Raw genomic sequence first — 12,894 nt, forward strand, 5'->3', positions numbered from 1 at the left:
CTACCTTACTCTAGTTAGTACATTTAAAAACTAACTGGTATATAGAGATTATCAGAAACGAATTGGTTGCTATTGTTATTTTCAACCCACTGTGTTAGTTCTTGATCTGAGACGTTAAACTCAGTGGGTTTTGGAGGATATGATATTACGAAGATAAATGGCTGTTGAATATTACGTACCTCTTCAATATATCCTTCAAAACTATTCGTATCTATCTTGATTTCTAAGGAAGGTCCAAAAATACTTTCTAGAGCGATACCTTTCTTCTTAAGCATTTTCAAGATTTCTTTTGAGTCTTGAGATAGAAATACTTTCCTGATATCTTCTCCATCTGGCAGCCATGATTTTGCTATAAGCTGGGAAATTTTTTTAGTAACTGCTCGTAAATCATTGGATGAGCGTGATTGTAGAGTACAGAATGTATCAAGCTGCGCGTATGTTATTCTTTGCATGATGTATTTATTTTTGGGATAAATTGAGTAAAGTATTGATATACTTCCTATGTTGTATTTGGGCAACAACACAGGATTATTTAATTTTTGCTACGGAGTTCTTTATGGTATTAATGTACCATATTCTTCATTTAGTTGCCATAAGTTAAGTAATAGGGAAGGGAACAACTATGATAATTAATTATATTATATCTTTCGACTTCCCAATCTCAATTTTTGTATTCTTTTTCTAATACAATTTTGCAGAAAAAATGTTACAAAACTCTAGTTTTAGGCAACAGGGAACAAGCAAAAGGCAACAGGCAACAGAGATTCGGAACAAACATTTATCAAACTGGTATAATCTTCAAAAGGGAAGCTAACTACAACCAGACTCTAAAAAAGCAGAGAATCTCCCATTAACTGGTGGGTTAATGAGAGATTATTAAAGTATCTTATGCTCAAGATTAGATTTCTACTTTTTGGAGATATCTACTTGTTTTTTTGCTTAGGTTAGTATATTTAAAAAGTCACTGGGATATAGGAATTATCAGGTGTATAGTTACTACTATCCCGATTGTTGAGCCAGCCTGATAATTCTTCTTTTGTGAGGGTTGCTTCACTAAATTGTGGGCAAGGTGGAAAGGCAATGACTACTGTTAAAATATTAGGACTATTTGGGGTAGGATCTTGAATATACCCTACAGAAGTAGCAGCATCAGTTTTAAATTCTACTATGCCAGACTCAATGTCTTGCTTATTAAAAATCGGAAACTGATAAAGACCTTTGCTTTCATCTTTAACGTCAGGAAAAACTTTACTCAAAAATTCACCGTATATACTCTGCTATTGAGGTTGGGCACCCATTAATTTGGCTAGAGAAGGTAATTTATCTACAACAGTAGGGTTTTCTAATTTATCAAAATTTTTTGTAGGATTTTGAAACCAGCGTCTAGCTTGTTTTGCCAAAGGTTCGGATTCCGCATATAACCAAATATAGGAAATAATTTGAGAAATCATCTTTGTTTGAGCCAGCATATATCGAAGAACTGAACCGTGAATTAGTTTGTCAGAGTTTGAGTTTTCTAACAATTGTTTTTCAGCTAGCTCTGAAAACTTTTGCTGGTTATTTACACGCAAATTTTCGGGTGATAATACCATAGTGCAACCTACCTTATAGTCTTTTATTAAAATTGAACAATCTATATCTCTAAAAGAGAATGAGATTTTTAGTTGGATGATACAAGTTCTCCAAAAAAGGAGAAAAGTATCTAAATTTTATCCTCGCAACATGAAATCTGCTTCAATTATCTGAGTCAGCTCGGGTTCAGATGTCTCAACGGCAATATAACATTGACGGCGAAAATATTAGGATGGCAGTAATTATACCAGATATTGAGCATTCCTAATGTAAATTTTTGTATCCTTCATCCAACCACCATCAGCAAAGCTCGTTAACATCTAAAAAAGTCAAAAATCTCTCATTAACTGCTCGGTTAATGAGAGATTATTCAAGTATCTTAGTTTAATATTCGCCTTAAGCTATAGGAATGAAACTTTCAACCCAAATTTTGGGTAAGTTCCATGACTAACTACAACAGCAAGGAACATATGAATTAGGAGGTGTATAGTTACTACTATCTCGGTTATTGAGCCAGTTGGATAATTCTTCTTTTGTGACTGTTGCTGCACTAAATTGTGGGCAAGGTGGAAAAGCAATCATTACTGTCAAAACATTAGGACTATTAGGGTTAGGATCTTGAATAGACCCACTAGCAATAGTCGCATCAGTTTTAAATACTACTATGCCTGACTCAATGTCTTGCTTATTAAAAAGTGGAAAGTTATAAAGACCTTTACTATCATCTTTAACGTCAGAAAAAACTTTACTCAAAAATTCACCGTATATAGTCTGGTCTTGAGGTTTGGCACCCATTAATTTGGCCAAAGAAGGCAATTTATCTGCAACAGTAGGGTTTTCTAGCTGATCAAAATTTTTTGTGGGATTTTGAAACCAGTGTTTAGCTTGTCTTGCTAAAGGGTCTGATTCCGCATATAACCAGATATAGGAAATAATTTGAGAAACAATCTTGCTTCGAGTCAGCGTATGTCGCAGAAATGAACCTTGAAATAGTTTGTCAGAGTTTGAGTTTTCTAACAATTGCTTTTGGGCTAACTCTGAAAACTTTTCCTGGTTATTTACACGCAAATTTTCGGGCGATAATACCATAGTGCAACCTACCTTATAGTCTTTTATTAAAGTTGAATAATCTATATCTCTAAAAGAGAATGAGATTTTTAGTTGGATGATACAAGTTCTCCAAAAAAGGAGAAAAGTATCTAAATTTTATCCTCGCAACATGAAATCTGCTTCAATTATCTGAGTCAGATCAGGTTCAGATGGCTCAACGGCAATATAACATTGACGGCGAAAATATTAGGATGGCAGTAATTATACCATATATTGAGAATTCCTAATGTAAATTTTTGTATCCTTCATCCAAGCAGCATCAGCAAAGCTCGTTAACATCTTAAAAAGCCAAAAATCTCCCATTAACTGATCGGTTAATGAGAGATTATTCAAGTATATAAGTTCAACATTCGCCTTAAGCTATAGGTCAGATTGTTAATTGTTAATTGCTGAAAACAAAAATATCTAATTTTCTGTTAATAAACCAGACATATTCAGTAATCTTTCTGACCAAATATTAGCTTTCTGAATTACCTCACTTCGGAGTTCACTATCATTCCAAATACTTGCCCAATTATACTGCCATCGTGCTAATGTTACTTGTAAATCAACAAGTTCAGCCGCAACTTCTACCTCTGTATCAGGTGCAGTCCATTCAATAAAAAATTCACTTTCTTTGAGCAAATTTTCTACCAGTTCTTGATTGACTTGAGACTGACAACGAGATTTAATTCGTGCTAAATTTGAGGCGAGATTTCCCAAGCGTACTGGAATTTCATCTCTCAAATATCTTTCTTTCAAAGTATTCCAATTTCTCATAAATTTCCTAATAACTGTTCTACAATTTGAGCAACCCGCGTTCTAATAACAGGGTCTTGAATTTCCATTGACCGATTATTTTGACGAGGACGGATATTTATCAGAGATTCATAACCTACCTCTTGTGTAAGTGGATACCAATCAGCTCCCCAAATATCTACTTGCCTACTTCCGTTTTCTAATAGTACAGCTTCACAATCCGCGTGTAGTTCTCCACCTGCAGCTAAAATGCCTTTTTCTATATCTACTGCTAGTTTAATATAACTATTTAGAGTAGCTAACATTTCATTCATTTGTTCTTTAGTCGCATGGTCTCGGAGCAAGTAAATCATTATTTCATAAGCATAAATTATTAGTATTTTATCAGATGACTACTTTTAAAATATATAAGCTAATAGAAGAACAAGAACTTTTCCAATTAGTTATACAAGAGAAGACGTTGGCAAAAGTAAAGAAAAATCTCCAACTGACAAGAAAACCTTCGTAACAATGTTGTGGAATGATTAAATCTGAGGTAGGAATGAGGGAGTAGTGAAGGCGATCGCTTACTTTATTAAGAAAAGCGATCGCTTCACCATAATTTTATCACTACATATACAGGACTACCAAAACTTCAAATACTGTACAAAATGAAATCTGCAAATTTGACCTCAAATTTTATAGAAACATTTAGGGTTATCCCAAACGATTTTTTTGACTATATCCTGAGATAAATTATTCTCAAGTTCTACAAGATTTTTCACTATATCTGGCTCATGATCCATGTGTGGATAATCCGAGCCAAAAATTAAATTTTCAGACCCAATAAATTCAATAATCTGAGTCAGATAAGGTTCAGATGGCTCAACTGCAATATAACATTGACGGCGAAAATATTCCGATGGCAGCAATTTGACTGTATCCTTGACTTCCCAATGTAAATTTTTGTATTCTTCATCCAATCGCCATAACCAATAGGGAAGCCAACCACAACCAGATTCTAAAAATCCTACCCGTAGTTTCGGATGACGCTCTAATACTCCCCCTTCAATTAAAGCCAACATAGCCATCATTTGTTCCATGGGGTGAGAACAAGCATGGAGGGCAAAACGACTGTTAAATCTATCTGTTCCTGTCGTTGGTAACCGAGCATGGGTGGCTTCGTGAATACCTACTGCTATATCTAATTCTTCGCAGGCACTCCAAAAAGGTTCGTATGCCGAATCGCTCAAAATTCTGCCTTTGACTGGGTTAGGGCGCAAAAAAACTGCCTTCCAGCCCAAATTGACAATCTGATGTAGCTCTTTGACCATCTCCTGGGGATCATGGAGATTCATGGCACCGACTCCTTTTAACCGACTGGGATCATAGCTACAAAATTCTTCGTACAGCCAAGTATTATAGGCACGGGTAAAAGCGCCGATGACTTCAGCAGGTAAGGTATCAATGGCAAATAACCACAGTCCGGATGTGGGATAAATAAAGGCAATGTCTACTCCCATCAATACCATTGCTTGGACATGGGATTCGACATCGTAGCGGTTCAAATAAGCATGGGGATGAGCTTCTATCATCTGCTTATTTCCTTCTTCTTCTACTTGTTGGGAGATTTTGGCGGTGATGGGTTCCCCTTTGATTTTCATATTCAGGGAGGGGGCAAAGTCCTGGAATTGAGGTTCGATATATTTGGCCCACATCTGGGCAGGTTCAATTACATGGGAGTCTGCATCAATAATTTGGTAGCCTTTAAGCATAGATAATTTTGAGACCTTGAAATTGTTGGGTATTATCTATAATAATCTCCAATTATCTACGTTTTATGCTAGGAAGCTTCAGAGAATGAAAATTTTTGTGGTTTTGGATTGAAGAGTGATGGCTGGAAAGATTTGATGAGTGGAAAATCAGCATTTGTTGGAGCTTCAGAAGATGAAAATATTTCTGGCATTGCTGCTAGGAAAAACTCCTGAATATTTTGATTGTCTCTGAGGCCGGAAATTTGGTTGAATAAATAGTCATGTGTATAGGCGAGTGACCCCAGCTAATCTTTAGCTTATCAGAAAAATTGTCAGGATGCAAGGGAAAATCCCAGTTTTTTTTGGGAGCTTCAGAAAATGAAAATTTTTGTGGTTTTGGATTGAAGAGTGATGGCTGGAAAGATTTGATGAGTGGAAAATCAGCATTTGTGGAAGCTCACAAGATGAAAATATTCCTGCCTTTGCTCTAGGAAAAACTCCTGAATATTTTGATTGTCTCTGAGGCCGGAAATTTGGTTGAATAAATAGTCATGCGTATGGGCGAGTGAGCCCAGCTAATCTTTAGCTTATCAGAAAAATTGTCAGGATGCAAGGGAAAATTCCAGGTTTTTTTTTCGGGAGCTTCAGAGAATGAAAATTTTTGTGGTTTTGGATTGAAGAGTGATGGCTGGAAAGATTTGATGAGTGGAAAACAAGCATTTGTTGGAGCTTCACAAGATGAAAATATTTCTGGCATTGCTTCTAGGAAAAACTCGTGAATATTTTGATTGTCTCTGAGGCCGGAAATTTGGTTGAATAAATAGTCATGTGTATAGGCGAACGACCCCATCTAATCTTTAGCTTATCAGAAAAATTGTCAGGATGCAACAGAAAATCCCTGGTTTTTTTCGGGAGCTTCATAAAATGAAAATTGTTGTAGTTTTGCACTGAAGAGCTATGAGTGGAAAGATTTAATGATGGGAAAAATCTAATTCTAATCTGATAAGGAAGCAAGGAAGCACTTTTCAATCTTTTTCCTGTATTGCCTCTATTCCAGGGAGGACTCGTAATTCAAAACGTATAAAGATATCAAATGACTTCTATAGAAGCGATCGCCTCAAAATTTTTTATCCATCCTTAGTTAGAAACCCTTTGTAAAGTAAAATTATTTTGGCAAGAAAATTTGACCAAAAAAATAAAGTCTCAAACCTCCCCTTTTAAAGGGATAATAAAAAAAACTACGAATTTTAAGCCTCTAGAATTAGCGATCGGTACTGATAACTGATAACTAATAACTAATAACTGAAAACTGAAAATAACAAATATGCTCCATCAACCTAATTTTAACCCTGCTTACTTAGTTGAAACCCTAGAACCAGATACAGTATTTTTCATATCAGAAAGAGAATCTGTTTGTTTACAAGACTCCCTTTATTATCGTTTAGTTCAGTTAATTGATGGTGAACGAAATGTTGATGAAATTATTGATATTCTCCAATTAGATATTCTACAAAACCAAAATTTAGCACCAGACAATCCTAATTTATTCCAAGAGGTTCTGAATTTTACTATGAAAATTCAAGAAGCTCTATTTCAGCTACATAAACAAGGATACCTATTGGAAAAAAATGAATTATTACCTGCTAATTTAGCTATTCTTTGTCATAATCTTGGCATTTCTCAATCCCAAGCTTATGATCGCTTACAATCGACTAAAGTTACAGTCAAAACTTTGGGTTCAGTAACAGATGAATCTTTGATTGACCTGTTAAAATCTTTTCAGATTCAAGTTGCTGACGAAGGAGATTTAACGATTATTTTAACCGACGATTATCTCCATCCTAATTTAGCCGAATTTAATCAACAAGCTTTAGCATCTGAAACTCCTTGGATGTTAATAAAACCATTAGGAACTATCTCTTGGATAGGTCCTTTATTCCAACCTAATCAAACAGGATGTTGGGATTGTTTTGCACAACGTTGGCGAGACAATCGACCTATTGAAGAGTTTATTAATAGAAAGAAAGAACGGGCAACACTTTTAACGCCTCCCCTCGATTTTTCTCAGGCAACAATCCAAACAACTTTAGCCATAGCTGCCAGAGAAATTTTTAAATGGATTATTCAAAAAAGTAATCCTAGATTAGAAGGAAATTTGATTACTTATGACCACCTAACTCTACAAACTGAAAACCACATTTTGGTTAAACGCCCTCAATGTTCTAGTTGTGGAAAAATATTTACAAAACAACCTTTACCAGTAGTTTTAGGACACCGAAAAAAAGCTTTTACTGCTGATGGTGGGCATCGTTTTTGTTCACCTGAAGAAACTTTGAGAAGGTATCAACATCATATTAGTCCGATTACGGGTGTGGTGCGAGAATTAGCTAAGATTCCGAGTCAAGGATTACTTCATACTTATGTTGCTAGGCATCATTTTCGTAATGTTTTTGATGATTTAGATAGCTTACGTCAAAATATGGGAGGAAGAAGTTCGGGGAAAGGAAGAACTGATAGTCAATCAAGAGCTAGCGGTTTTTGTGAAGCGATCGAACGTTATTCTGGGGTGTTTCAAGGAGATGAAATTAGAGAAAAAGGAAGTTATCAAGATTTAGTAGATAAAGCTATTCATCCTAATCAGTGCATGATTTTTAGTGAGCAACAATATCAAAATCGAAAAGAATGGAATATTGAGTGTAAAGGGTGGTTTCAAAAAGTACCAGAACCTTTTGATGAAACGAGAGTAATTAATTGGACTCCGGTCTGGTCTTTAACTGCTCAAGAGTTTAAATGTTTACCGACTGCTTATTGTTATTATGGGTATGCTGAATTTGATGATTTAGATTGTTGGGGAGATTCTAATGGTTGTGCTGCGGGAAATACGATAGAGGAGGCAATTTTACAAGGGTTTATGGAGTTAGTAGAACGGGATTGTGTGGCTTTATGGTGGTATAATAAATTGTCAAGACCTCAAGTAGATTTAGAAAGTTTTGAACAGCCTTATTTTCAGCAGTTAAAAAGATATTATCAAAGTCTGAATCGGGATTTATGGGTGTTGGATATTACTAGCGATTTGAATATTCCTTGTTTTGCAGCTATTAGTCCTAGAAAGGATAGAGAAGTGGAGGATATTGTATTAGGATATGGGGCGCATTTTGACGCGGAAATAGCTATTAGTCGAGCGTTAACTGAGGCGAATCAAATATTACCTAATGTTTTATCTTTTAAAGATGATGGGACAACAAATTATCCGCCATCTGCTGATGTATTAGCACTTAAATGGTGGGAAACTGCTACTTTAATTAATCAACCTTATTTGGTTCCTAATAATGAAGTTATTTCTAAAAAAAGTAGTGATTATTTTCCATTAGCTAGTGATGATTTACTGGAAGATGTTAAATTGTGTCAGCAAATTGTTGAGCAAAATGGTATGGAACTGTTAGTTTTAGACCAAACTCGTAGTGATATTGGGTTGAGGGTAGCTAAGGTAATTGTTCCAGGAATGCGTCATATGTGGAAGCGGTTAGGGTTAGGAAGACTATATGATGTTCCTGTTAAAATGGGATGGTTGAAAGAGTCTTTAACGGAAGAGGAATTAAATCCTTTTCCTATGTGGATGTAATAGACTTCTTGCAGAAGTCAGGGAATAGGGAATAGGGGGTAAAAATTTTTTATTTTATGTCTTTAATTAATTTAATTAAAAATTTTGCAAGAGGTTTAATATGAAAGGGGAGCAGGGGAGAAGTAAACCTAAGAACAATAAAGATGCTCCTAGCTAATAATTATCAAAGAGATTAAAGAGCAAGGGTTTTCCTTATTTATTCCCTACTCCCTTTTTCAGATATTTTTTGTTAAAAAGTATAACACAGAAAAACCTCCAAAAAATATTAAAGGAACTAAGATCATTACAATTATTAAACCTAAAGGAACTCTAAAAGATATAACATAGACTAATATTGCTGTATAGGGAACTAATATTCCAATTCCAGCAAGAGTTAATTTTTTAGGAGTCCACTTAATATCTTTTTTTAAACCTTTAGTCAGCATCTTTTCGTCTTTTGCTTTTAATATTCTTTTTCCCATAAACTACTCCTTTAAGCAAAAATCACGAGATTGTTTAATTATACCTACAGGGTTCTCAAGTGACTAAGGTACAGTTGTTTTTTTTCCCACTGAACTCTATTCCCTACTCCCTGAAATATTCTTCTTTTCCTTTGAATATTTTTTTTGTCATCAAATACTCCTTTAAGGAAAAATCACGAGATTGTTTAATTTTAATTGTACCTACAGGGTTTCTCAAATGACTAAGGTACAGTTATTGTTCTGGTTTTTTATTCCCATTAAACCCTACTCTCTAATCCCTAAAACATTCAGTTGTGCTACTCCCATAATGGTTGAAAATATATATTTTTTAATTTCTTCCCAAACTCCCCAAAGTCCCCAAACCTCCCAAACCACTCCTTACTATCTAAAATATAAGTATTATTTCCAGTGAAACTGTATTCCTAAATATTCCTCTAATCTTTGATTATGAGGTTGAAAATATTCACTCAATTTCTGGCGCATCTCATCATTTATTGGTGAATAATGTCCTGGATTTAATTTTCTATATTCAGACAGTTGATGTTCTGGTAATCCTAAAAATTGAAATACTTGTTTCATGGTATCTACAGGTTTTTGATAAAGGTTTTCTCCTTTTAAAATTAGTATTTGTTCTCTAGGAAATACTGCTAACCATTTTTTGAGAAATTCTACATAAATACCACGCCCTATATAGTTGCCTGGTTGTTGCCAATAATTTTTGTCTCCTTGAGGTTTTTCGGGATTTTTTTTGAGTATTTCTAACTCTGAATTTATTGCTGTTTCAAAGGAGCGATCGTCCCAATTTAACCTCATCCAATGATTATATTGAGAGAAAGCTCTATCGACGGGGTTTCTCAATATTACTAATAGTTTAACTTCTGGAAATACGTTATATATTCGCTCGGCACTTTGATAATTTTCTAGATAGTTAGGAGTTGCTTCTCCAGTAATAAATTTTTCTGATTTAGGAATAGGAGGAAAGTGTGCGAGATACCAATTAATTCCTTTCTCAAAATCTCGATACCAAAAATGCGTTTCTTTTTTAATTGCTGGTATTACTTGGGGATGTTGAGCAATATAATTTTCTAGTGAAGTTGTACCACTTTTTTGAGCACCAATAATAATAAAGTTAGGAGCATTAGTATTTTTTAAATCCCAATTTTGTTCAACAAAAGTAGGATGAGATTGGCGAGTTTTGTTATAGGAAGCAGTTTGATAATTTTTGATTGCTGCATCTAAGTTTCCTGTTGCTGTGAGAATTTCTCCGAGGTTAACATAACACCAAATACTTTCTGGGTTTTCTTGAGTAACCTTTTGAAAAAATTCCAATACTTGTTGTAGTTTTCCTTGTTTAATCAGAAAATTTAATAAATTAGAATAGAAGAAAAACCAGGGATATTCAGGTCTTATTTTAATTGCTTTTAGGTAAGCTTCGGCAGCTTGATTTAATCTCTGAAGTTTAAGTAATATATTTCCTAGTTTATAGTGACCTATGAATTTTTTGGGGTTTTTGTTAACAGTATTTTGGCAGTCTGAGAGTTCTTGATCTAATTGATTTTTTTGGTTTTCTAGTTGAGCAAGTTTTCTGGTAATTTCTGGATGATTTTGTTGTACTTGCAGACCTATCTTATAAATGATTATCGCTGGATTAAATAGATTTTTTTGCCCTAGTAAATTTCCGAGTTTTAAGTAAAATTCTGGAGCTTCTAACTGAATTGATAATTCTTTGATGGGGGTAGGTTTCTGTTGTTGAGGATTTTGAATAATCTCAGAATAATAATCAATAGTTGCTTTGAGATTTGATTGAGATTGTTTTTCCAGAGCATATCCGAGTTGTTCGTGAATACTTGGTAAATCTTGATTAATTTTAAAGGCATAAAGATAAGCTACTACTGCTTCATTCCATCTTTGAAGTTTGATTAATGTTTCTCCTAAACTGTAGTAAGACCAGAGAAAATTAGGATTGAGTTTAATAGCTTCATAGTAGGCAAGGATGGCTGAATCTAACTCTCCTTTTTCTTGGAAAAGATTAGCTAATTTATGATGAACTACCCAAGTTTCTGATTGTAATTCTAGAGATTTTTGATAAGCATTAATAGCTGCATTTAATTGTTTTTGATTGACTAAAGCATCTCCCAGACAATGATAAGTAACAGCAGCTTCAGAGTTTAATTGAAGTGCTTCTTGATAAGATAAAATTGCTTTTTCCCATTGCTGAGTATTGGCAAAAGCTTTACCTAAACTGTGATGAGACCAAGAAAATTTTGGATTAAATTTAATGGCTTTTTGATAACTTGATATAGCTGCTTGCCATTTTTCTTCTCCACTATAAATTTCCCCTAAATTATGATGTGCTTGAGAAAGGTTTGGATTTAATTTAAGGGATTGTTCGTAACAGGCGATCGCTTCTTCTTTTTGGTTATATTTTAATAGCGCCTTTCCCAATTTTAAATATTCTAAATCTGTTGCCAATTCTGGTTGTAAAGTAAATGTTTTATACCAGTAATAAGCTGCTAATTCTGGCTTATCTATTTGATGGTATATTTCTGCTAAAGCACGGTAAGCATTAGGAAAATTTGGTTGTAGTTTGGTGGTTGTTTGGTAGGAGGTAACAGCTTTTTCCCACTGCTTTTGTTTGACATAAATACTCCCTAAGTTAGAATGAGCTTCTGCTAAATTCGGTTGTTTTCCGATGGCTTTTTTGTACCAAGTAATAGCTGAATCTAAGGCATCTATTTTTTCCATAATTTTCCCTATAGTATTGCTAACTGCTGGAAAATCTGGAACTAATTCTAAAGCTTGTAAACAAGTGGCATAAGCTTTATCAAAATTTCCTTTAGTTAGATAAGATTCTGCTTCTTGATTTAATTTTAATGCTGCTATTTCTGGATTTTCCATTAACTTTACTATTACTCCTGCTCACCTGACAAACATTATATCATTAGTTTCATTGTAAGCATTCAGCTTGAAAAGGTAGATAGTAACGACTAAAAACAAATTTATCTATACTTAAATTACTCCAACGTAACAAATGAACTCTCATTACTACATCAAACATCCAATGAAAATAATTTTTTTTACCCCATTTTACCGATAAAAAAGCGACTGTTCCATCTCCCCTTTTTGAATTAAAGTATTTCCAAGTTTATTGTATGCTGCTGATAATTTTTCATCTGATTTTATTGCCTGGTTGTAACAAGCGATCGCCTCTTCTACTTTACCTAATTCTAATAACTTATCTCCTAAATTTAACCATTCTATTCCTGTAGCTAATTTGGGTTCTAAAATAAGTGCTTGATAGCTACATTCTGTTACTAAACGCTCTTTTCCTAAACTCCGCCATATTTTCGCCAAGTTTCGATAAAAACTAGGAAAATCAGGTTTAATACTAATAGTTTTTTCATAATATTTTATTGCTTGTTCCAATTGCTTTTGCCTGGCGCTTATACTACCTAGATTTGCATAAACCTCTGCTAAATTTGGATCATATTGAATTGCCTGTTTGTAAGATTTTTGAGCTGATTCTAACTTCCCCATTTTTTGCCTACCCAATATTTTGTAAATTTCTCCAGAGTTAGGTGAAATTTTTAAAGCTTTAGAACAATTGGCATAAACTTGATCTAATTTTCCTTCAGATAAATATCTTTCAGCTTTTTGC

Annotated in this window: 13 protein-coding genes; 3 read left to right on the forward strand and 10 right to left on the reverse strand. The window is 34.2% G+C overall.

Annotated elements, in window-relative coordinates; genetic code table 11:
- Positions 1-23 precede the first annotated feature (23 nt).
- From F6K40_RS09185 to F6K40_RS09215, 7 genes are all read right to left on the reverse strand, one after another.
- Entirely contained in the window at positions 24-452 is a 429-nt protein-coding gene (locus F6K40_RS09185) for a hypothetical protein (RefSeq protein WP_293134471.1), read from the reverse strand.
- A gap of 501 nt (positions 453-953) precedes the next feature.
- Positions 954-1,256, reverse strand: a complete 303-nt coding sequence (locus F6K40_RS09190) for a hypothetical protein (RefSeq protein ID WP_293134474.1) — start codon at positions 1,254-1,256, stop codon at positions 954-956.
- A gap of 21 nt (positions 1,257-1,277) precedes the next feature.
- Positions 1,278-1,592 (reverse strand): hypothetical protein, encoded by a 315-nt coding sequence (locus F6K40_RS09195; RefSeq protein WP_293134476.1) that lies wholly within the window; start codon positions 1,590-1,592, stop codon positions 1,278-1,280.
- Between the two features lie 427 nt (positions 1,593-2,019).
- A complete protein-coding gene (locus F6K40_RS09200) occupies positions 2,020-2,661 on the reverse strand; it encodes a hypothetical protein (protein ID WP_293134478.1) in 642 nt (213 codons plus the stop codon).
- Positions 2,662-3,087: 426 nt separating this feature from the next.
- Positions 3,088-3,441, reverse strand: coding sequence for a hypothetical protein (locus F6K40_RS09205; protein WP_293134481.1), 354 nt, complete (start codon positions 3,439-3,441; stop codon positions 3,088-3,090).
- Positions 3,438-3,773 (reverse strand): DUF5674 family protein, encoded by a 336-nt coding sequence (locus F6K40_RS09210; protein WP_293134484.1) that lies wholly within the window; start codon positions 3,771-3,773, stop codon positions 3,438-3,440. The genes F6K40_RS09205 and F6K40_RS09210 overlap by 4 nt, the downstream gene beginning before the upstream one ends.
- A 318-nt stretch (positions 3,774-4,091) precedes the next feature.
- Positions 4,092-5,174 carry an amidohydrolase family protein gene (locus F6K40_RS09215; RefSeq protein ID WP_293134487.1) on the reverse strand — a complete coding sequence of 361 codons (1,083 nt, stop codon included), beginning with the start codon at positions 5,172-5,174 and terminating at the stop codon, positions 4,092-4,094.
- A gap of 341 nt (positions 5,175-5,515) precedes the next feature.
- Here F6K40_RS09215 and F6K40_RS09220 point away from each other — a divergent pair, with 341 nt between their 5' ends.
- The 3 genes from F6K40_RS09220 (at position 5,516) to F6K40_RS09230 (ending at position 8,775) form a co-directional block, all read left to right on the forward strand.
- The gene (locus F6K40_RS09220; protein ID WP_293134490.1) at positions 5,516-5,644 is read left to right on the forward strand and encodes a hypothetical protein; all 129 of its coding nucleotides are present in this window, start codon (positions 5,516-5,518) and stop codon (positions 5,642-5,644) included.
- 108 nt (positions 5,645-5,752) lie between these two features.
- Positions 5,753-5,932: a hypothetical protein gene (locus tag F6K40_RS09225; RefSeq protein ID WP_293134493.1), complete on the forward strand. Its 180-nt coding sequence runs from the start codon at positions 5,753-5,755 to the stop codon at positions 5,930-5,932.
- A 545-nt stretch (positions 5,933-6,477) separates the two neighbouring features.
- Positions 6,478-8,775: a TOMM precursor leader peptide-binding protein gene (locus F6K40_RS09230; RefSeq protein WP_293134496.1), complete on the forward strand. Its 2,298-nt coding sequence runs from the start codon at positions 6,478-6,480 to the stop codon at positions 8,773-8,775.
- A gap of 215 nt (positions 8,776-8,990) precedes the next feature.
- Here F6K40_RS09230 and F6K40_RS09235 read toward each other — a convergent pair whose 3' ends face one another.
- The 3 genes from F6K40_RS09235 to F6K40_RS09245 form a co-directional block, all read right to left on the reverse strand.
- Positions 8,991-9,236 carry a hypothetical protein gene (locus F6K40_RS09235; RefSeq protein ID WP_293134499.1) on the reverse strand — a complete coding sequence of 82 codons (246 nt, stop codon included), beginning with the start codon at positions 9,234-9,236 and terminating at the stop codon, positions 8,991-8,993.
- Between the two features lie 399 nt (positions 9,237-9,635).
- On the reverse strand, positions 9,636-12,134 hold the full coding sequence (locus F6K40_RS09240) for a tetratricopeptide repeat-containing sulfotransferase family protein (RefSeq protein ID WP_293134502.1): 2,499 nt from the start codon (positions 12,132-12,134) through the stop codon (positions 9,636-9,638).
- A gap of 189 nt (positions 12,135-12,323) precedes the next feature.
- The coding region (locus tag F6K40_RS09245) for a tetratricopeptide repeat protein (RefSeq protein ID WP_293134505.1) at positions 12,324-12,894 on the reverse strand (571 nt) is incomplete at its 5' end.

The organism is Okeania sp. SIO3I5, from assembly GCF_010672085.1.
Lineage (GTDB): Bacteria > Cyanobacteriota > Cyanobacteriia > Cyanobacteriales > Microcoleaceae > Trichodesmium.